General features: G+C 70.5%; 19 protein-coding genes. 5 read left to right on the forward strand and 14 right to left on the reverse strand.

Annotation, left to right across the window (positions count from 1 at the left end; genetic code table 11):
- Positions 1–52 precede the first annotated feature (52 nt).
- Positions 53–964, forward strand: a complete 912-nt coding sequence (locus DEJ48_RS19800) for an LLM class flavin-dependent oxidoreductase (RefSeq protein WP_150217475.1) — start codon at positions 53–55, stop codon at positions 962–964.
- 21 nt (positions 965–985) lie between these two features.
- On the opposite strand, the gene DEJ48_RS19805 is transcribed toward DEJ48_RS19800, so the two are convergent.
- The 5 genes from DEJ48_RS19805 to DEJ48_RS19830 all read right to left on the reverse strand — a co-directional run bounded on the left by DEJ48_RS19805 (position 986) and on the right by DEJ48_RS19830 (position 6,442).
- Positions 986–1,573 (reverse strand): RNA 2'-phosphotransferase, encoded by a 588-nt coding sequence (locus tag DEJ48_RS19805; RefSeq protein WP_150217476.1) that lies wholly within the window; start codon positions 1,571–1,573, stop codon positions 986–988.
- Positions 1,574–1,741: 168 nt separating this feature from the next.
- Positions 1,742–2,647, reverse strand: a complete 906-nt coding sequence (locus tag DEJ48_RS19810) for a MerR family transcriptional regulator (RefSeq protein WP_223832107.1) — start codon at positions 2,645–2,647, stop codon at positions 1,742–1,744.
- A gap of 200 nt (positions 2,648–2,847) precedes the next feature.
- Positions 2,848–3,780 (reverse strand): metal-dependent hydrolase, encoded by a 933-nt coding sequence (locus DEJ48_RS19820; RefSeq protein ID WP_150217478.1) that lies wholly within the window; start codon positions 3,778–3,780, stop codon positions 2,848–2,850.
- Positions 3,777–5,594, reverse strand: a complete 1,818-nt coding sequence (locus DEJ48_RS19825; protein ID WP_150217479.1) for an SDR family oxidoreductase — start codon at positions 5,592–5,594, stop codon at positions 3,777–3,779. Before DEJ48_RS19825 ends, DEJ48_RS19820 begins: the two co-directional genes overlap by 4 nt.
- On the reverse strand, positions 5,591–6,442 hold the full coding sequence (locus DEJ48_RS19830) for a M24 family metallopeptidase (protein ID WP_150217480.1): 852 nt from the start codon (positions 6,440–6,442) through the stop codon (positions 5,591–5,593). Before DEJ48_RS19830 ends, DEJ48_RS19825 begins: the two co-directional genes overlap by 4 nt.
- Positions 6,443–6,702: 260 nt before the next feature.
- Between DEJ48_RS19830 and DEJ48_RS19835 the strand changes: the two genes are divergently transcribed.
- The 4 genes from DEJ48_RS19835 to DEJ48_RS19850 are packed head-to-tail and all read left to right on the forward strand — an operon-like array spanning position 6,703 to position 10,267.
- Positions 6,703–7,746, forward strand: coding sequence for an ABC transporter ATP-binding protein (locus tag DEJ48_RS19835; RefSeq protein ID WP_150221270.1), 1,044 nt, complete (start codon positions 6,703–6,705; stop codon positions 7,744–7,746).
- Positions 7,743–8,627, forward strand: coding sequence for an ABC transporter permease (locus tag DEJ48_RS19840; protein WP_150217481.1), 885 nt, complete (start codon positions 7,743–7,745; stop codon positions 8,625–8,627). The genes DEJ48_RS19835 and DEJ48_RS19840 overlap by 4 nt, the downstream gene beginning before the upstream one ends.
- Complete coding sequence (locus tag DEJ48_RS19845; protein WP_150217482.1) at positions 8,624–9,535, forward strand: ABC transporter ATP-binding protein; 912 nt, start codon at positions 8,624–8,626, stop codon at positions 9,533–9,535. Before DEJ48_RS19840 ends, DEJ48_RS19845 begins: the two co-directional genes overlap by 4 nt.
- 12 nt (positions 9,536–9,547) lie before the next feature.
- A complete protein-coding gene (locus DEJ48_RS19850; protein ID WP_150217483.1) occupies positions 9,548–10,267 on the forward strand; it encodes an ABC transporter permease in 720 nt (239 codons plus the stop codon).
- A 321-nt stretch (positions 10,268–10,588) separates the two neighbouring features.
- Here the strand turns inward: DEJ48_RS19850 and DEJ48_RS19855 are convergent, their stop codons facing one another.
- From DEJ48_RS19855 to DEJ48_RS19895, 9 genes are all read right to left on the reverse strand, one after another.
- Positions 10,589–11,413, reverse strand: coding sequence for an HAD family hydrolase (locus DEJ48_RS19855; protein WP_150217484.1), 825 nt, complete (start codon positions 11,411–11,413; stop codon positions 10,589–10,591).
- Positions 11,410–12,687, reverse strand: coding sequence for a serine--tRNA ligase (gene serS, locus DEJ48_RS19860; protein ID WP_150217485.1), 1,278 nt, complete (start codon positions 12,685–12,687; stop codon positions 11,410–11,412). Before serS ends, DEJ48_RS19855 begins: the two co-directional genes overlap by 4 nt.
- Positions 12,688–13,269: 582 nt before the next feature.
- The gene (pheA, locus tag DEJ48_RS19865; protein WP_150217486.1) at positions 13,270–14,205 is read right to left on the reverse strand and encodes a prephenate dehydratase; all 936 of its coding nucleotides are present in this window, start codon (positions 14,203–14,205) and stop codon (positions 13,270–13,272) included.
- Positions 14,206–14,338: 133 nt separating this feature from the next.
- Positions 14,339–15,589, reverse strand: a complete 1,251-nt coding sequence (efeB, locus tag DEJ48_RS19870) for an iron uptake transporter deferrochelatase/peroxidase subunit (protein ID WP_223832108.1) — start codon at positions 15,587–15,589, stop codon at positions 14,339–14,341.
- A gap of 14 nt (positions 15,590–15,603) precedes the next feature.
- Entirely contained in the window at positions 15,604–17,583 is a 1,980-nt protein-coding gene (locus tag DEJ48_RS19875) for a copper resistance CopC/CopD family protein (RefSeq protein WP_150217488.1), read from the reverse strand.
- 14 nt (positions 17,584–17,597) lie between these two features.
- On the reverse strand, positions 17,598–18,134 hold the full coding sequence (locus DEJ48_RS19880; RefSeq protein WP_150217489.1) for a copper chaperone PCu(A)C: 537 nt from the start codon (positions 18,132–18,134) through the stop codon (positions 17,598–17,600).
- Positions 18,131–18,793: an SCO family protein gene (locus DEJ48_RS19885; protein WP_150185037.1), complete on the reverse strand. Its 663-nt coding sequence runs from the start codon at positions 18,791–18,793 to the stop codon at positions 18,131–18,133. Before DEJ48_RS19885 ends, DEJ48_RS19880 begins: the two co-directional genes overlap by 4 nt.
- Positions 18,794–18,882: 89 nt before the next feature.
- Positions 18,883–19,608 carry a YcnI family protein gene (locus tag DEJ48_RS19890; RefSeq protein ID WP_150217490.1) on the reverse strand — a complete coding sequence of 242 codons (726 nt, stop codon included), beginning with the start codon at positions 19,606–19,608 and terminating at the stop codon, positions 18,883–18,885.
- 168 nt (positions 19,609–19,776) lie between these two features.
- Positions 19,777–20,664 carry a hypothetical protein gene (locus tag DEJ48_RS19895; RefSeq protein WP_150217491.1) on the reverse strand — a complete coding sequence of 296 codons (888 nt, stop codon included), beginning with the start codon at positions 20,662–20,664 and terminating at the stop codon, positions 19,777–19,779.
- Position 20,665 lies beyond the last annotated feature (1 nt).

Below are 20,665 nucleotides of genomic sequence, written 5' to 3' on the forward strand. Positions count from 1 at the left end.
GGCGCACATCTGAGTGGGCCGGCGCGCTGCTGTCCCCCGTAAGCTCTGAGGCATGAGTCTGCGCCTGAGCACCGTGATTCTCCCCGTGCACCGCTGGAACGAAGGTGGCCGCGAACAGTGGCTGCGGGCCGAGGAGCTCGGCTTTCACACGGCGTACACGTACGACCACCTGGCCTGGCGCACGTTCCGCGACGGCCCGTGGTTCGGCGCCGTGCCGACCCTGACGGCCGCCGCGACGGTCACCGAGCGGCTGCGGCTGGGCACGCTCGTCACCTCGCCCAACTTCCGGCACCCCGTGACGCTCGCCAAGGAACTCATCTCGCTCGACGACATCTCCGGCGGCCGGATCACCCTCGGCATCGGCGCCGGAGGCAACGGCTTCGACGCGACGACGCTGCTCAAGGGCGACGAGGAGCCGTGGACCCCGCGTGAGCGGGCCGACCGTTTCGGCGAGTTCGTGCCGCTGCTCGACCGGCTGCTCACCGAGGACGCGGTGACGTACGAGGGGACCTTCTACTCGGCGCGTGAGGCGCGCAACATCCCGGGCTGCGCGCAGCGGCCGAGGCTGCCCTTCGCGGTCGCGGCCACCGGCCCGCGCGGTCTGCGCCTCGCGGCCCGGCACGGGCAGGCGTGGGTGACCACGGGGGACCCGAAGCTCTACGAGTCGGGCACGCCCGAGGAGTCCCGCGAGGCGATCCGCGGCCAGGTCGACAAGCTCGGCAAGGCGTGCGCGGAGGCCGGCCGCGACGTGGCCGAACTGGACAAGATCCTTCTGACGGGCTTCACCCCGGACCGCAACCGTCCGCTGGAGTCGCTGGACGCCTTCGTGGACTTCGCGGGGCGCCACCAGGAGCTCGGCTTCACCGAGCTCGCCGTCCACTGGCCGATTCCCGGGTCCGACTTCGCCGCGGACCAGTCGGTGTTCGAGCAGATCGCCACGGAGGCGATCGCCCAGCTCGGCTGAGGCCGAGTCCCGAGAGGGTTCTCAGCGCGGCTCGGGAAGCCGCAGGAAGCCGGGCGGCACCGCGGCCGTGAGCCAGACGCCGTTGGCGCTGACCTGGAAGACGTGCCCGGCGCGGTGCATCGTGCCCGCGTCGACGGACAGGACGACGGGCCTTCCCCTGCGGGCGCCTACGCGCGTCGCTGTCTCGCGGTCGGGCGAGAGGTGCACGGCGTGCCGGTTCATGGGGCGCAGGCCTTCGGCGCGGATCGCGGCCAGGTGGGCGGCGACGGTGCCGTGGTAGAGGTACGCGGGCGGGGAGGCCGGGGGCAGGTCGAGGTCGACCTCGACGGAGTGGCCCTGGCTGGCGCGGATCCGGTCGCCCTCGATGGCGAAGCGCTGCTTGTCGTTGACGGTCACCACGTGGTCGAGCTCGGCCCTGGTGAACGGGAAGCGGTGGGCGGCGGCCGCGGCGAGGAGCGCGTCGATCTCCACCCAGCCGTTCGCGTCGAGGGTGAGTCCGATCCGGTGCGGGCTGTGGCGCAGGTGTTTCGACAGGTACTTGGACACCTTCACGGTGCGCTGTTCGTCCGCTGCACGGGGTCCCTCTTCTGTGGGACGTCCTTCTTTCATGCGCTCAGCGTCGCGCTCACCCGTTCTCCGCGCACTCGATTTTTGTCCACCGGCTTTTCATCGAAAGATTCCGGCTCGCATGTTTGATCCACAACCAAGTCCGGTTATCCACAGGCCAGTTGACGATTCTGTGGACAACTCGCAACCGAGAAAGGGCATTTGCCCAACTTAACTACTGCTACGGCTATGTGCGGAAAGGGCGTCCAATGTCCGTGTCTGCACCTCACGTTCGGCAGCCGCGGCGATGAAAGCCGCCGCGTTCTCCTCGCCAACAAGCGCCTGCACAGCCCGCATTGTGGAAACAGGCAGAGCCACATACTGGGGTTCTTCCGCCACTGGCGGCACCGCACCCGACTCCAGATGCTGCCGCAGGTGCTTGGTTGCGAACATCCGCATCGCGCGCGCCAGTTCGGCGTCGACCGACTGCTGGGCGAGCGGTCGCAGCTTGCGCACGAGGGACGCAGCCTCGGCCGCATCCGCCTCCGTCGGCGGATGATGATCGAGATAGCGCGCGAAGACGTGCTCGGTCGTGAACTCCAGGAAACGCGAGGCTATGTGCTCGACCTGGACCCTCAACTCGCGCAAATGCCCGGAGATCGCCAGCAGCGGAACACCGGCCGCGTACAACTCGACGGCCACGGACAACTCTTGAGGGCTCGGCACCAGGTACTCGTCCTCGCGGCCCGGCACCGGCTCCAGCACGCCCAGAGCGACCGCGTCGGCCACCGCCGCCTCGTCCGGAGTGCCGCCGAACGCCGCGTCGAGCTCGGCCCGGGTGATCCGGTCCGCCTTCTCGTCCGTCCACGGCCCGTCGACCTCGGCGACCAGACCGAGCACCCCGCCGAGCCCGCGCCCGGCGTCCCAGGCCTCCAGGAGCTCCTTGATGGAGGCCAGGGTGTAGCCGCGGTCCAGCAGGTCCGCGATCTGCCGCAGCCGAGCCAGGTGCGCGTCCCCGTACACATTGGCCCGGCCGCGGCGCTCCGGGCGGGGGAGCAGACCGCGGTCCTGATAGGCGCGGATGGTCCGGACCGTGGCACCGCTGTGGTGCGCCAGGTCCTCGATGCGGTACTCCACGCTGCTCGTCCTCCGTGATGGGCCTAGGGCCTGTGTCGGAAGTCCCGCCTGCCCCGCGACGCCCGGCACGCACGCTCGCCGCGTTGTCGGGCACACCCCGATACAACCAGTATCGGGGCGACCCTCCGCCTTGCGATCGCACGCACCGGACGCCGCGGGGCCCGCCCTCCGGGCGGACGACGGGACTTCCGACACAGGCCCTAGGCGGTGGCCGTCCTGCCGATCGCGCCCGCCGCCACCCGCGCCGCGGGCGACTGCGCCAGATACTCGACGGCCTTGCGCAACGAGCCTTCCTGCGAGGGATGGTACGACCGTCGCAGGTAGCGCGGTATCGCCGTGCCGAGCTCCCGCCAGGTGGGCAGCAGGCCCTTCCCGACCGCCCTGTTGTGCTCCGCCAGTGAGTACCGCAAGCGGCCCGCGAGTTGGGGGTCGTGACGGATCAGATAGGCCGTCCCCCACACCCACAGGTACAGCATCACCGGAGCCGTGACCGTCATGCCCGCGATGCGCCGGGCATACCGGGGCAGGCCGCGCCCGCCGCAGTGCTGGAACATGTCGAAGGCCACCGCGCGGTGCTCGACCTCCTCCGCGCCGTGCCAGCGCAGCAGGTCGAGCATCACCTCGTCGGACCCCGCGCGGTCGAGGCCCTCGGCGTGCAGGACCCAGTCGCCGAGGACCGCCGTGAACTGCTCGATCGCGGCGATGACCGACAGCCGGAAGCGCAGCCACTCCTGCGTCGGCACCGGCGCCCCCAGCGGCGGCCTCTCCCCGAGGAGCCTCTCGAAGAGGAAGTCGACGTACTTCGTGAAGGCGGCGGTGTCCAGGCGCTGGGCCGCCAGATGGTCCAGCACGTGCGCGTGCTGCACGCTGTGCGTGGCCTCCTGGCCCATGAACCCCTTCACGTCGCCCCGCAGCACCGGATCGGTGATCAGCGGCAGGCCTTCCTTGAAGACCTTCACGAACCACCGCTCCCCCGCGGGAAGCAGCAGATGCAGGACGTTGATGACGTGCGTGGCGGTCGGCTCGTCCGGTATCCAGTGCAGTGGTGTCCCGTGCCAGTCGAACGAGACGCGGCGCGGGACGATCGCGTAGTGCTCCTCGGCGTGTGTGCCGGTCTCCTTCTCCGTGCTCACAACGGCGGCTCCAATCGGGCGATCGCACGCAGGGCCTTCGGGCTGAAGCGCGACATGAAGCGGGCGCCGCGCGCCTCGGGGGTGACCGGGACGACCGCCTGGTTCTTGACCACGGCGTGCAGGATCGCGTCGGCGACCTTCTCCGGCGGGTAGTTCCGCAGGCCGTACAGCCGGGCGGACCTCTTCTGGCGGCGCTTCTCCTCCTCCGCCCCGACGCCCACGAAACGGGACGTCGACGTGATGTTGGTGTTCACGATGCCCGGGCAGATCGCGGAGACGCCGATGCCCTGGTCCGCGAGCTCCGCGCGCAGGCACTCGCTGAGCATCAGGACCGCCGCCTTCGAGGTGCTGTAGGCGGGCAGGGCCTTGGACGGCTGGTACGCCGCGGCCGACGCGGTGTTGACGATGTGGCCGCCCTGACCGCGCTCGGCCATCTGCTTGCCGAAGAGCCGGCAGCCGTGGATCACGCCCCACAGGTTGACGTCGAGGACCTTCTTCCAGTCGTCACCCGTGGTGTCGAGGAATGAGCCCGCGAGGCCGATGCCCGCGTTGTTCACCAGGACGTCCACCACGCCGTACTCCGCGGCGACCCGGGCGGCGAGTTTCTCCATGGCCTGCTCGTCGGAGACGTCAACCGTCTCGCCCCAGGCGTCCGGGGCGCCTATCAGGCGGGACATCTCCGCCGTGCGGGCCGCGCTCTCCGCGTCCCGGTCGACGGCCACCACGCGGGCGCCCGCCTCGGCGAACGCGAAGGCGGTGGCCCGCCCGATGCCGCTGCCCGCCCCCGTGACCAGGACGAGCTGGCCGCCGAACCGGTCGGCGTGCTTCCCGGTTGCCGAACTGGCCTGGGAGGGCAAGCCGTCCTCGTTCGCCGTGACGAACTCACCGATCCACGCGGCCAGCCGGTCGGGCCTGGTGCGCGGCACCCAGTGCTTGGCCGGCAGGGTGCGCCGGACCAGCTGCGGGGCCCACAGCTCCAGTTCGTCGTAGAGCCGCTCGGACAGGAAGATGTCCCCGGAGGGCGTGATGAGCTGCACGGGCGCGTGGGCGTACGCATCGGCGCGCGGCCTGCGCAGCCGTGCGCGCACGTTGTCCCGGTAGAGCCAGGCGCCGTGCGCGGCGTCCTGGGGGAGCGACGCCGTCGGGTAGTCGCCCGCGGGGACCTTCTCCATGCGCTGCAGGATCTTCGGCCACTGCTTGCCGAGCGGTCCGCGCCAGGCGAGCTCGGGGAGGACGGGGGTGTGCAGCATGTACACGTACCAGGACTTGGCGCCCTGGCCGAGGAGTTGGCCGACCTGGCGCGGGGTCGGCCGTGTCATCCGCTTCTTGATCCAGTGGCCGAAGTGGTCGAGCGAGGGCCCCGACATCGACGTGAAGGACGCGATGCGGCCCTCCGTCCGCTTGACCGTGACGAACTCCCAGGACTGCACCGAGCCCCAGTCGTGCCCGACCACGTGCACCGGCCCGTCCGGGCTGACCGCGTCGACGACCGCCAGGAAGTCGTCGGTCAGCTTCTCCAGAGTGAAGCCGCCGCGCAGCGGCCGCGGGGCGGTCGACCTGCCGTGGCCCCGGACGTCGTACAACACGACGTGGAAGTCGTCGGCCAGACGCTCCGCCACCTCGGACCACACCTCTTTGGAGTCCGGATAGCCGTGCACCAGCAGGACCGTGGGCCGCTCCGGGTCGCCGAGCTCGGCGACGCACAGCTCCACGCCGCCCGTCCGCACCCAGCGCTCACGCGCGTCCCGCAGGCCCTTGCCGGTGCCCTTGTCCGTGCCCCTGCCGGTGCCCTTGGCGATGTCTCCGGTCGTCATGCGGCGGCCCTCTCCTCAGCCCAGCGCCGCACATGCGGCAGATCGTCGTCCAGCCAGAACGCGCTCTGTTCGGGATCCTTGGAGTCGGTGACGACCAGGATCTCCTCGAACTTCGCGCCCGTACCCCTGAAGCCGAGGTGCGGTTCGACCGCCCAGAGCCCCTTTCGGGGCGGGTGGTCGGAGAATTTGTACGGGGACCACAGGGGCGACCAGCCGTCCCGGTGTCCGTGCAGGGCGTCGCTCGCCAGGCCCTTCAGCGACTGCGTGCCGAACCCGAACAGGTGCGGGGTCAGACGGCGCTCCTTGACCCGGTCGACCTTGTGCGCGATGACGCCGAACGGATACGCCCGATGCCGGTTCGCGTACCCCTGGCGGACCATGAGGCGGTCCACGCTCTCGTAGATCTCGCGGAGGGGTCTGCGCTCGCGGACCTCGCGCAGGATCAGCTCGCGGTGCGCCTCCAGGTCGGCGAGGAGCTTGTCGTGCACGGGGTTGAGGCCGAGACAGCCTGAATAGCCGATGTCCGCTGTGAATCCTCTGTAGACCGGGGCCATGTCGAGGATGAACGGCATCCCCGGCTCCAGCCTGCGGTTGGTCGGGAAGAACTGCAGCGGCACACGGAAGTTCACGAACGCCGTACGGTCGCCGAACCAGGCGAAGGGGAGGTGGAACCAGTCCCGCACGCCCCGCTCGCGCAGCCACTCGCGCTGCATCCGCGCCGCCTCGCGCTCCGTCACACCCGGCCTGAGCTGGGCCGCGACCGCTTCCGCGCACGCGTACGCCAGAGTCTGAACCTCTCTGAACCCCCGCAGTTCCGCGGAGAGTTCGCCTGCCACTGCTGAGGTCATGCCACCGTCCGTCCCGAGTCCGGTCTTCCCGTGTCCGGTCCATCGCCGTACGCGGTCGTAACTTGACACTGATGAATGTGACAATGCCCGGCGGCTACGTCAATAGTTCTGCCCAACCCTGCGGGGAAGGTCCGGAAGAACCCTCAAGGGGCGACTTCAGGACGACCCTTACGGGCCCGTAATACTCCAGAGTGAGGGCAGGCCAAGCCCATGGTCTGACGACCCGATGTGGGCTGCGCCACTACGGTCGAACCGTGACTGTGATCGCGACCGAAAGCCTGAGCAAGCGGTTCCCGAGGGTGACCGCGCTTGACCGGCTCTCCATGGATATCGGGCCCGGTGTGACCGGACTCGTCGGAGCCAACGGAGCCGGCAAGTCCACACTGATCAAGATCCTGCTGGGTCTGTCCCCGGCCACGGAGGGCAGCGCCGCCGTGCTCGGACTCGACGTCGCCACCCGCGGCGGCGAGATCCGCGAGCGCGTCGGGTACATGCCGGAGCACGACTGCCTGCCGCCCGACGTCTCGGCCACCGAGTTCGTCGTCCACATGGCGCGCATGTCAGGACTTCCGCCCACCGCGGCCCGCGAACGCACCGCGGACACCCTGCGCCACGTCGGGCTCTACGAAGAGCGGTACCGCCCCATGGGCGGCTACTCCACCGGCATGAAGCAGCGCGTGAAGCTCGCCCAGGCGCTCGTCCACGACCCCCGGCTGGTCTTCCTCGACGAGCCGACGAACGGCCTCGACCCGGTCGGACGCGACGAGATGCTCGGCCTGATCCGCCGCGTCCACACCGACTTCGGCATCTCGGTCCTGGTCACCTCGCACCTCCTCGGCGAGCTGGAGCGCACCTGCGACCACGTCGTCGTCATCGACGGCGGCAAGCTCCTGCGGTCCAGCTCCACCACCGACTTCACCCAGACCACGACGACGCTGGCCGTCGAGGTCACGGACAACGACGAACACCCCGACGGCACCACCGCCCTGCGCGACGCCCTGCGGACGCGCGGCATCGACACGGAGACCGGCGGCGAACTGCCCGGCGCCGGGCACACGATCCTGCTCACCGCGGAGGGCGAGGAGACGTACGACGTCGTGCGCGACCTCGTCGCCGACCTCGGCCTCGGCCTCGTCCGCATGGAACAGCGCAGGCACCACATCGCGGAGGTCTTCAAGGACGAGCCGGGACAGGAGCCCGTGACCGAACGCGCGGCCGCCTGGGCGGCCACGGCCGCCGCACAGCAGGCCGGCGCCGCTCAGCAGGCTGCCGCCGCACAGCAGAAGGAGGGAGGGGCGCGATGAGCACCGAGTCCACCCAGATCCACAACATCGGCTACCGGAACTACGACGGCCCCCGCCTCGGCCGCGCCTACGCCCGCCGTTCGCTCTTCTCCCAGAGCGTGCGCGGCGCGTACGGACTCGGGCGCTCCGCCAAGTCCAAGGTCCTGCCGATGATCCTCTTCGCGGTGATGTGCGTGCCCGCGGCGATCATGGTGGCCGTCGCGGTGGCCACCAAGGCCGACGACCTCCCCTTGGACTACACGCGCTACGCCATCGTCATGCAGGCCGTCATCAGCCTCTTCCTCGCCGCCCAGGCGCCCCAGACCGTCTCGCGCGACCTGCGCTTCAAGACCGTCCCGCTCTACTTCTCGCGGCCCATCGAGCGCGGCGACTACGTCCTGGCGAAGTTCGCCGCGATGACCTCCGCGCTCTTCGTCCTCACGGCAGCCCCGCTCCTCGTGCTCTACGTGGGAGCGCTGCTCGCCAAGCTCGACTTCGCCGACCAGAGCAAGGGATTCGCGCAGGGACTGGTCTCCGTGGCGCTGCTCTCCCTGCTCTTCTCCGGCATCGCCCTCGTCATCTCGGCGATCACGCCCCGCCGCGGATTCGGTATCGCCGCCGTCATCGCCGTCCTGACCATCACCTACGGAGCGGTGTCCACGGTCCAGGCCATCGCGTACGAACAGGGCAGCAGCGCGGACGCCATCAGCTGGCTCGGACTCTTCTCGCCGATCACGCTCATCGACGGCGTCCAGACGGCGTTCCTCGGCGCGACCTCCGCCTTCCCCGGAGGGGAAGGCCCCTCGTCCGGCGTGGGCGTGGTCTACGTAGTCGTCGTCCTCGGCCTCATCGCGGGCTGCTACGGCGCGATGATGCGCCGCTACCGAAAGGTCGGGCTGTGAGCACGATCAAGATCGACCACGCCTCCCGCTGGTTCGGGAACGTGGTGGCCGTCAACGACATCACCATGAACATCGGTCCGGGCGTCACCGGCCTCCTCGGCCCGAACGGCGCCGGCAAGTCGACCCTCATCAACATGATGGGCGGCTTCCTCGCCCCCTCCACCGGCAGCGTCACCCTCGACGACAAGCCGATCTGGCGGAACGAGCAGATCTACAAGGACATCGGCATCGTCCCCGAGAGGGAGGCCATGTACGACTTCCTGACGGGTCGCGAATTCGTCGTCGCCAACGCCGAGTTGCACGGCCTCGACGAGCGGGCCGCCAAGAAGGCGCTGGCCACGGTCGAGATGGAGTACGCGCAGGACCGGAAGATCTCCACGTACTCCAAGGGCATGCGCCAGCGCGTGAAGATGGCGTCCGCCCTGGTCCACGATCCGGCCGTGCTGCTGCTCGACGAGCCCTTCAACGGCATGGACCCGCGCCAGCGCATGCAGCTGATGGAGCTCCTGCGGACCATGGGGGGCCAGGGCCGCACGGTCCTCTTCTCCTCGCACATCCTCGAAGAGGTCGAGCAACTGGCCTCCCACATCGAGGTGATCGTCGCCGGGCGGCACGCGGCCAGCGGCGACTTCCGCCGGATCCGGCGGCTGATGACCGACCGGCCCCACCGCTATCTGATCCGCTCCAGCGACGACCGCGCCCTGGCCGCCGCACTGATCGCCGACCCGTCGACGGCCGGCATCGAAGTGGACCTCAAGGAGGGCGCCTTGCGCGTCCAGGCGGTCGACTTCGGCCGGTTCACGACACTGCTGCCCCGGGTCGCCCGGGAGCACGGCATCCGGCTCCTGACGGTCTCGCCCTCGGACGAGTCCCTCGAGTCGGTCTTCTCCTACCTCGTCGCGGCCTGAAGGGAGCCTTTCATGTACGACCCCACTGTCGCCCGGCTCACCTACCGGGCCCTGCTCGGCCGCCGCCGGGCCCTCATCCTCTTCGCCCTGCCCGTCCTGCTCATCGCCATCTCCGCGGCGGTACGCGGCTTCAGCGGCGCCGACGACCAAGTGGCCGTCGACGTCCTCGGTGGATTCGCGCTCGCCACGATGGTGCCGATCATCGGCGTCATCGCGGGCACCGGCGCGATCGGCCCGGAGATCGACGACGGCTCGGTCGTCTACCTGCTCTCCAAGCCCATCAAGCGGCCCACGATCATCTTCACCAAGCTGATCGTCGCCATCGCCGTGACCATGGCGTTCTCCGCGATCCCCACGTTCATCGCCGGAATGATCCTCAACGGCAACGGCCAGCAGATCGCCATCGCCTACACGATCGCGGCCCTGGTCGCCTCCATCACGTACGCCGCGATCTTCCTGCTCCTCGGCACGATCACCCGGCACGCCGTGGTCTTCGGCCTCGTCTACGCCCTGGTGTGGGAGGCCCTCTTCGGATCGCTGGTCTCCGGGGCGCGCACCCTCAGCGTCCAGCAGTGGTCCCTCGCCGTGGCGCAGAAGGTCGGCAAGGGCGACCTGATCACCTCGGACGTCGGCCTGACGACCGCGGCGGTCCTGCTGCTCGCGGTCACGGCGGCCGCCACCTGGTACGCGGGCCAGAAGCTCCGCTCGCTGACGCTGGCGGGCGAGGAGTGACCGGCCTCCAAAAGAAGTGACCGGTTTTTATTCGGTGGCGGTGAAGTCGGGCCGCAGGCACAGTAGTTGGTGCCACACCGCGTCAGGAACATCTGACGCTCACCTTCTGGGAGAGGAGCCGGCACGACCGTTCCGTACGGTCCGTCGAGTTCCCCGCAGGGCAGCCGTGAGAGGCTCCGGAGCAGGTATTCGCTCCGTCGAGTCCGCGCACGGGGGAGCTGCCCGGGGCGGCCGCTTCGAGCGCGCAGAATCCGCATCGCTGCGCGGGCCGCCCCCCCAGAGGGGGCCAAAGCCCCAGCCGGAGAAGATCCGGAGTGGGCCTCAGCCCAGCAACCGCTCCAGCACCACGGCGATGCCGTCCGCCTCGTTCGACGTCGTCACCTCGTCGGCGACCGCCTTGAGCTCCTCGTGGGCGTTGGCCATGGCCACGCCGTGCGCCGCCCAGGCGAACATCGGGATGTCGTTCGGCATGTCGCCGAACGCGATCGTGTCGACGGCCTTCGCGCCCAGGCGTCGCGCCGCGAGCGAGAGGCCCGTCGCCTTGGAGAGGCCGAGCGGCAGGAGTTCGACTATGCCCTCGCCCGCCATGGTCACGCCGACCAGATCGCCCGCGACCTGACGTGCCACGTCGGTGAGCGCGTCGTCCCCGAGGCCGGGATGCTGGATGTACAGCTTGTTCAGCGGCGCCGCCCACAGGTCGGCGATGTCCGTGAAGGGGGTCGCGGGGAGCGGGCCTTCCTGGACCGCGTACCCCGGGCCGACGAGGACCTCGCCGTCGATGCCGTCACGGCTCGCCGCGAGAGCCAGCGGGCCGATCTCCGCCTCGATCTTGGCGAGCGCCAGACCGGCCAGCTGGCGGTCGAGCGTCACCGAGGTCAGCAGGCGGTGCTCCCCCGCGTGGTAGACCTGCGCGCCCTGGCCGCAGACCGCGATGCCGTCGTAGCCGAGGTCGTCGAGGATGTGGCGGGTCCAGGGCACGGCACGGCCGGTGACGACGATGTGCGCCGCGCCCGCCGCGGTGGCCGCGGTGAGCGCGAGGCGCGTACGTTCCGACACCGTGTCGTCGGGGCGCAGCAGCGTCCCGTCGAGGTCGGTCGCGACCAGCTTGTACGGGAAGGAGGGCGTGACCGGAGCTGGGTGGCTCACTTGGCGATGGGCTCCAAAATCTCTCGACCCCCGAGGTACGGACGCAGGACCTCGGGCACCACCACGGAGCCGTCGGCCTGCTGGTGATTCTCCAGGATGGCCACGATCGTCCGCGGGACGGCGCACAGCGTGCCGTTCAGCGTCGCGAGGGGCTGCACCTTCTTGCCCTCGCGCATGCGCACCGAGAGGCGGCGGGCCTGGAAGCTGTCGCAGTTCGAGGCCGAGGTCAGCTCGCGGTACTTGCCCTGGGTGGGGATCCACGCCTCGCAGTCGTACTTGCGCGAGGCCGATGCGCCGAGGTCACCCGTGGCCACGTCGATCACCTGGAAGGGCAGGCCGAGCCCGGTGAGCCACTGCTTCTCCCACTCCAGGAGGCGCTTGTGCTCGTTCTCCGCGTCCTCAGGGTCGACGTACGAGAACATCTCGACCTTGTCGAACTGGTGGACGCGGAAGATGCCGCGGGTGTCCTTGCCGTACGTGCCGGCCTCGCGGCGGTAGCAGGGCGAGAAGCCCGCGTACCGCAGCGGGAGCTTGTCGGCCTCGATGATCTCGTCCATGTGGTACGCCGCGAGCGGGACCTCGGAGGTGCCGACCAGGTAGTAGTCGTCCTTCTCCAGGTGGTACACGTTCTCCGAGGCCTGGCCGAGGAAGCCCGTGCCCTCCATCGCGCGGGGGCGGACCAGCGACGGCGTCAGCATCGGGACGAACCCGGCCTCCGTGGCCTGGGCGATCGCCGCGTTGACGAGGGCCAGCTCCAGGAGGGCGCCGACACCCGTCAGGTAGTAGAAGCGCGAGCCGGAGACCTTCGCGCCGCGCTCGACGTCGATGGCGCCGAGCGCCTCGCCGAGCTCCAGGTGGTCCTTGGGCTCGAAGCCCTCGGCGGCGAAGTCGCGCGGGGTGCCGATCGTGTCGAGGACGACGAAGTCCTCCTCGCCGCCGACCGGGACGTCGGGGTGGACGAGGTTGCCCAGTTGCTGCAGGAGGCGCTTGGTCTCGTCGTCGGCCTCGTCCTGGGCGGCGTCCGCGGCCTTGACGGCGGCGGAGAGCTCGCCCGCCCTCTTCAGGAGCTCCTGCTTCTCCTCCGGCGCGGCCTTGGGGATCAGCTTGCCGAGCGCCTTCTGCTCGGAACGGAGCTCGTCGAAGCGGAGGCCGGACGACCTGCGCCGCTCGTCGGCGGAGAGCAGGGCGTCGACGAGCGCGACGTCCTCTCCACGGGCGCGCTGGGAGGCGCGAACACGGTCGGGGTCCTCACGGAGCAGGCGAAGGTCAATCACCCCTCAAGGCTACCGTCGCGCGGTTCCGGCCCACGACTCGATATTCAGTTGCGTACGTTATGCCCGATTTGCCGGAATGTGAATTCCTGGGATCGAGCCGCCGACGGGCCTCCGATGGCCACTCGAATCCCTCGGTCAATAAAAAGGACGGCATTCCCCGAAACGGGGCAGAGCGTGCGCGCCGCTTTGACCCGAACCCCTTGTGCGAGGCGGGACTTGGGCCGCTTGTCCACCATCGTTGTCCACAGGAACCAGGGGATCCGGACGGTTATCCACAGGGTGTGCGAAAGATCTGTGGATGCTGGAACATCCCATTCCGTTAGCCGTTCATGCGCCCAGGGATTCCCTTCCCAAACCACCCGCACACCCACTTTCGAGTGGAAATACCTCGCTCCAAAGAGTTGATCAATGGAAAAGAGTGGACGAGGGGTGACGTGCGGGGCTGTGGACGGTCTTGGGCGCTCCAGGGCGATTTGTCGACCATGTCACGCTTCGTTGTCGACTTGTCCCCAGGTCGAGACACAAGCCTGTGGATAACTTCTGTGGATAACGTAAATCTGCAGGTAGGACCGCAGGGGCTGGCTAGAAACGGCCGTCCGCACAGCGCGTCAGCCAGTCCGACGCCGCCATGAACTCGGGGTCCGTCGTCCCGGGCCGCGGCGGCCGGACGTCCTCCGTCGCCACCCCGGCCCTCGGGTACGACCCGAGGAAGCGCACCTGCGGGCAGATCCGCTTGAGCCCCATGAGGGCCTCGCCGACCCGGCGGTCCGTGATGTGCCCCTCGGCGTCCACCGAGAAGCAGTAGTTGCCGATGCCCTGTCCCGTGGGCCGCGACTCGATCCGCATCAGGTTGACGCCGCGCACGGCGAACTCCTGCAGCAGTTCGAGCAGGGCACCGGGATGGTCGTCGCCCAGCCAGATGACGACGGAGGTCTTGTCGGCGCCCGTCGGCGCGGCGGGCCGGGCCGGACGGCCGACCAGCACGAAGCGGGTCTCGGCGTTCGCCGCGTCGTGGATCTCGCTGACCAGCGCCTCCAGGCCGTACGTGGCCGCCGCGAACTCACCCGCGAAGGCCGCGTCGAACCGGCCCTCCTGGACCAGCCGGGCGCCGTCCGCGTTCGACGCCGCCGACTCCCACACGGCATCCGGAAGATGAGCGGCCAGCCAGTTGCGGACCTGCGGCTGGGCCACGGGGTGACCCGTCACCGTCTTGATGTCCTTGAGCTTCGTGCCGGGCCGCACGAGCAGCGCGAAGGCGATCGGCAGGACGACCTCGCGGTAGATCATCAATGGCTCGCCCTTGGCGAGCTCGTCGACGGTGGTCGTGACGCCGCCCTCGACCGAGTTCTCGATCGGCACCAGTGCGGCCGCCGCCTCACCGCCGCGGACGGCGTCCAGCGCGGCCGGGACGGAGACCATCGGGACGAGCTCCCGGGTGGCCGCCTCGGGCAGCGTACGGAGAGCCGCCTCGGTGAAAGTGCCCTCGGGGCCCAGGTACGTATAGCGCGTCGCCGACATACCGTCACCCTAATGGGCCGGACGTGGCGCGGCTCACGCGTCTCACGGAGCGGCACCGGCCCCTGAGGGGGCGCACTCCGGACACGCGCCTCCCGCACTCCAAACGCGCGCCTCCCGCACTCCAAACGCGCGCCTACCCCTCCAGCAGCCGCTGCCCCACGTACTCGCCCTTCCCCGCCCCGCCCGGCACCGCGAAGAGCCCGCTCGCCTCGTGCCGGATGAACTCCGACAGGGCGTCCCCCCGGTCGAGCTTGCGCTGCACCGGGATGAACCCGCGCATCGGGTCCGCCTGCCAGCAGATGAAGAGCAGCCCCGCGTCCGGCTCTCCCTTGTCGTCGAAGCCGTCGTGGTACGAGAACGGGCGGCGCAGCATCGCGGCGCCCCCGTTCTGGTCGGGACGGGTGATGCGGGCATGCGCGTTGGCCGCGATGACGACCTTGCCGTCCGGTCCCGTCTTGTCGAGCTTCGGCTCGGTCGTCTCCGTGCCGCCGGTCAGCGGCGAGCCGTCCGACTTGCGCCGGCCGATCACCGCCTCCTGCGCCCTCGTGCCGAGCTTCTCCCAGTCGTCGAGGAGCATCCGGATGCGGCGCACGACGACGTAGGAACCGCCCGCCATCCACGAAGGGTCGCCGTTCGAGGGCACGAAGAGCCGCTCGTCGAAATCCTTCTCCGAAGGCTTCGGGTTGTTCGTGCCGTCGACCTGGCCCATCAGATTGCGGGTCGTCATCGGCCGCGCGGTGGCGCCCGGCGAACGGTTGAAGCCGTTCATCTGCCACCGCACCCGCGCGGCCCCCGACGCCTCCTGCTGGATCGCGCGCAGGGCGTGGAACGCGACGAGCGGGTCGTTCGCGCCGATCTGCACCCACAGGTCGCCGTTGCTGCGCGCCTTGTCGAGGTGGTCGGAGGAGAAGTCGGGCAGCGGGTCGAGGGCGGCCGGACGCTGCTTCTCCAGACCCGTGCGGGAGAAGAAGGAGGCGCCGAACCCGAACGTGACGGACAGCGAGGACGGGCCCGCGTCCCGGGCGACCGCCGTGTCCCTGCCGTCGGCGGCCTCTCCCGCCATCAGCCGCTCGGCCGTGGCCGACCAGCGGCGCAGCAGGGCCGCCGCCTCCTTGCGGCCCGCTCCCGCCGTCAGGTCGAAGGCGATCAGATGGCCTCGGGACTGCAGAGGAGTGGTGATGCCGGGCTGATGTTTCCCGTGAAACATCACCTGATCGGAGCCCAGGGAGGCGAGTTCCGCCCGAGAGCCGGCGGCGGCCGCGGCGTCCGCGCCGTCCGAGGGCGCCGCCGCGTACCCGGCGACGCCGCCCGCCGCGCCGAGCGCGAGGCCCGTCGCGCCGGCCGTGCCGATCAGCCGCCGCCTGGAAATCCCGTTGTCCGCCATGGTGGTTGTTCCGTTCAGCCGATCTGCGCGTTCTTCTTCACGGTGATCTGGTCGATGTCGGAGGTCCGCACCGTCACCGCGATCTTCCATGTGCCTGCCATCGGGACCTGCACGCCGCTCGCGCTCCAGTGTCCGGTGGCGATGTGGTCCGGGGCGACGGGCAGCGGGCCGACGTCCTTGGCCTCGTTGGTGAGGGAGACCTTCACCTCGGGGACGTCGAAGGCGCTGCCGTTGGGCCGCTTCACATACAGGTGCATGGTGTTGCTGCCGGTGCGGCCGGGGTCGAGGTCCAGCTGCACGGTGCCCTTGCCGTCCGTGCCGCCCGTGTCGAAGGGGATCTTGAGCTGGAGCGGGCCCGAGCGCTGCGCGGCCGCCGCGGACGTGGCCTTGGCGGCCTCCTCCTCGGTGCGGCCCGGCTCGGTCGTGGTGAGGAACGTCGTGACGCCCAGCAGGACGACGGCGATGCCCGCTTCGGCGAGCACCGAGCGGCGCAGGCCGGAGCGGTACGGGTCGGCGTCACGGATGCGCTTCTCGCGGGCGGTGTCCATGGCGGCCTGCTGGCGGGCCAGCTGGGCGGAGCGCTCGGGGTCGTCCCCGTCCTGTCCGGAGGCCGGCACGGTGACCGGCTTCATGGCGGGCTTCGCGGCCGCCTTCTTCTGGGGCTTCCTCGACGTCTGCTTGGACGCCTGCAGCGACGTCTGCTTCGAGCGCTGTTCGACGACCACGGCGGCCGCGGCCTCCGGAGCGAGACCGCCCGCCTCGGCGGCGATCCGCCCGGTCCACCGCCGCGACACGGAGGCGACGCCCACCAGGACGACGACCAGTCCGATCTTGACGAGGAGCAGCTGCCCGTACGAGGTGCCGGTGAGCGCCGACCACGAGCCGACCTGGCGCCACGACTGGTAGGTGCCGGTGGCGGCCAGCACGACGACGCTGGTGAACGCCACGGCCGAGAACCGCCGCACGGCGGACGCGTCCACCGCGGTCGTGCGGAACAGCGCGACGAGCAGCGACGCGAGACCGCCGAGCCAGGTGGCGACGGCCAGCAGGTGCAGCACGTCGACGGGCATGGCGATGCCCGCCTGGATGCCGGTCGACGCGTGCTCGGCCATGGCCCATGTCGCCGCGATGCCGAGGGCGACGACGGTGCCGCCGATGGCGAGCCCGAAGGTGAGGTCCTTCTTCTCCTTGGGGTCCTCCCGCTTCTCGTACGCCCCGAAGAGCACGGCGATGAACAGCGCGGCGGCGGCGAGCAGCAGCAGCCGGGAGACCAGGGCCGCGCCGGTCTTGGTGTTCAGGACGTCGCCGAGCTTGCCCATGTCGAAGGCGTCCGCGAGCTTGCCCGAGCCCGTGTAGGGGGCGCGCAGGAGCAGCAGGAGAAGGGTGGAGGCGGCGAGCGTGACCCAGCCGCCCGTCACGAGCCGCTGGACGGACCGCGCACCCGCGCCCCGCGGCCAGCAGCCGAGGACGAAGGCGGCACCGCCGACGAGCAGGATGAACCCCGCGTACGACAGGTAGCGCGCGATGTCGTAGAGCGCGCCGACCAGGCCGCCGCCGGCCTCCTGGTCGGGCAGCGCGACCTCCGTGTCGGAGGGCGCGCCGATGGAGAACGTGTAGGCGCCGGCGACCGGGTGGCTGTCGGCGGAGACGACTTGGTAGGCGACGGTGAAGGTGCCGTCGGGCAGGCCCGCACGCAGCTTCACGCCGTACGTGTTGGAGCCCAGGTCCGTCGTCTTGTCGGTGTCGACGCGCTTGCCGGACGGGTCGAGCACCCGCACCGAGCCGTCCGACATGGCGACCTTCTCCGAGAAGGTGAGCTTCACCTGGTCGGGGGCCCGGTCGACCACCGCTCCCTGCTTCGGGTCGCTGCCGGTCAGCGCGGCGTGCGCGGACGACGGCGCGGCGCCCGCGAAGAAGACGCCGGTCGCGGCGGTGAGCACCAGGAGGAGCTGCCAGAGGCGCGGGATCCTGCGGCGGGGAGCGATGGTCTGCATCAACGGTCCGTCCCTCAGTGCGACTTGTGCGAGGCGTTTGAGCCGTGCGAGGCGGTGGTGTCGCCGTGCTGCTTCGGGCTGTACGTCGCTTCCTTGACCGGCATCTCGACGGTGATCGGGTCCGACTTCTGGAAGTGCAGCGTCAGGGCGACCTTCTCGCCCTTCTTCGGCTTGTGCTTCAGCTTCTCGAACATCACGTGGTTGCCGCCGCTCACGAAGGCGAGCTCACCGCCCGCGGGCACGTCGAAGGACTTCTCCTCCTTCATGGCGCCGCCCTTGGTGCTGTGCAGCGTGACGGCGCCCGCGGCGTCGCTCGTGGCGGAGGTCAGCTTGTCGGCGGCGCCCTTGTTCGTCAGCGTGAAGAAGCCCGCCGCCATGTCGGCCATGGTGGGCTCGGGGACGTACGCCCCGCCGACCTTGAGTTCCGGCTTCTTCGCGGTGGCCCCGGAGTCGGAGCCCGAGTCGTCGTTGCAGCCCGCGAGGGCGAGGACGGCAGTCAGTGCGAGCGCCCCGCCGGTGAGTGCGCGGTGCTTGGTGGTGCGGTGGTTCACGGAGTCTGTCCCTTGAGGAGCTTGGGGAGGTCCTTGGTGTAGTCGCCGGCGGTGGCGTCCTCTCCGTAGAGGACGTATCCCGCGTCGTTCTTCGGCGAGAACGCGAGGACCTGCGTGCCGTGCATCGAGACGATCTTGCCGTTCTTGTCCTTCTTGGACGGCTCGATGCTGATGGCGAGCTGGCGTGCGCCGGCCTGGATGGTGGCGAAGTCGCCCGTCAGACCGACGAAGTCGGCGTCCACGCCCTTGAGCCACTTGCCGAGCTCGGCGGGGGTGTCGCGCTCGGGGTCGGTGGTGACGAAGACGACCTTGAGCTTGTCCTGGTCGGCCTTGGGCAGCGCCTTCTTGGCGACCGCGATGTTGTTCATCGTCAGCGGGCAGACGTCGGGGCAGTGCGTGTAGCCGAAGTAGATCAGCGTCGGCTTGCCCTTCGTCTCCTCGCGCAGGTCGTACTTCTTGCCGTGCGTGTCGGTGAGGACGAGGTTCGGCTTCTTGTACGGCTTGTCCAGGACCGTGGCGGCCTTGCCGGAGTCGGTCTCCGCGGAGACCTCGGCGACCGGCTTCTTGTCGTCACCGCCGCCGCAGGCGGTCAGGGTGAGGGCGGCCACGGCCAGCAGGGCAGCGGCGGCGAGCTTCTTGTTCGTGCTCTTGGTGCGCATACGAAAATGTCCCAGATGTGAGGGGGCCGGGGTGCGCCGGGGCGGCTGTACGCCGCGTCGGCGCACCCCGAGGGGGCTCAGCCGGCGGCTCAGCTCGTGGCGCGGCGGCGGCCCGCGAGCACGCCGAACGCGCCGCCCGCGGCGCCGATGACGATGCCGACGATGCCGAGCACGCGCGCGGTGGTGTCACTGCTGTCGGAGGAGTCCGACGACGCGTTCTCGGACTTGCCGCCCTTGTCGTCCGCCTTGGCGGTGTCGGCGGCGGCGCCGTGCCCGTCGGAGGCGGCGGTCAGGGTGAGGGCGGGCGCCGGGTGCTCCGGCTCCTCCTGGCCCTTCTGCTGCGGCTCGATCCAGCGGACGACGTCCTTGTTGTCGTACGTCTGGATCGCCTTGAAGACCAGTTCGTCGGCGTCCTCGGGGAGCTGGCCCATGGAGACCGGGAACTTCTGGAAGGTGCCGGGCTGGATGCCCTTGCCGTCGGCGGTCCAGGTGACCTTGGTGACGGCCTCGTCGATCTTCTCGCCGTGGATCTCCAGCGGCTTGTCGAGCTTGGACTTGGTGACCTTCGCGGTCCAGCCGGGGACGGGCTGCGTCATGACGGAGGCGAGCGGGTGCTCGCTGGGGAAGGAGACCTCGACCTTGTTGGTCGACGCGTCGTCCTGCTCGTTCGGGACCTTGAAGTTGACCGTGGCGTAACCGCCCTTGGCGGCCTGGCCCTCGGCCGAGACGCTGACGTGCGCGAACGCGGGCGCCGAGAGCACGACGACGGCGGAGGCGGCGACGGTGCCGACGGCGGCGATACGGGACATCTTCATGACAGGAACACTCCACTTTCGTCAGTGGTGTACCGGGCAGGGGGCGCGAAGGGCACCGCGCCGGGTACGGGATGCGTAGGACGGGATACAGGGGTGCGTGCGACCGCGGGGGCACGCACGCGTGCGCGCCGAGCGACCCCTCCGTACTGCGCTGTGGAGTGTGTCGCTTCAGGCGGCGAGTTCGACGTCGCGGGCACCGGCCGGGGGGCCGCGCCTGATCACCGCGTCCTCGAGCGCGACCGTGCGTGGCTTCGCGGGTACGAGCAGCGCGGTGCGGGGAGCCCGTGGTCCGGCCGTCTCGGGTGCGCCGGGCAGGCCCGCCCGCAGGGCGCGTACGAGAGTGAGCGCCGAGCGCAGGGCACGTACGAGCGCCCCCTCGGCGACTCCGTGCGCCCCGTCGGCGAGCCGGACGAGGCGGAGCAGCGCGAGGTCGCCGCGTCGGAGCAGCCATCCCGCGGCGAGGGCCGCGAGGACGTGCGCGACGATCATCGGCAGGGACGGCACGAGCCCCATGCCGCCCATCGATCCCATGCCCCCGCCGCCCGGCGTACCGGCCGCCAGCGAGTCCAGCGCCGAGTCCGCGGCGGTGGCGCCACCGTGCCGGTGCCCGGCGCCGGCCGCCCCGGAACCACCCGCTCCGCCCGGACCGAGCCCGGCGGTGGTGAGGATCCGGTGGGCCTGCGCCGGCGTGATCGTCGAGGCGCCCGCCCCGCAGACCAGGCGCGCGGCCCGCGCCACCAGGGAGGCGTCGCCGCCCGCGGCGGACGTCGCCGCAGTGCCGTGCTGGCCGAGCCCGAACAGCGCGTGCAGGCCCAGCTGCCCGGCCGCGAGCAGCGCGGCGATGCCGGGCAGCGAGCGGGCCCGCCCGGCGAGCGGCAGCGCGACCGCGAAGACGACGAGGAAGCCCACGCCCAGCGTCCACAGCGGGACGGCGGCGCAGGAAGCGAGCACATGGCCCCCGGCGGACAGCGCGACGCAGACCGCGGCGAACGTCGCGGCCCTCAACAGCCGGAAATCGGCTCCGTCGCGCGGCTGGCGCTGGTGGGGGGCAGTCATG

The sequence above is a fragment of the Streptomyces venezuelae genome (assembly GCF_008642315.1).
Classification (GTDB): Bacteria; Actinomycetota; Actinomycetes; order Streptomycetales; family Streptomycetaceae; genus Streptomyces; species Streptomyces venezuelae_D.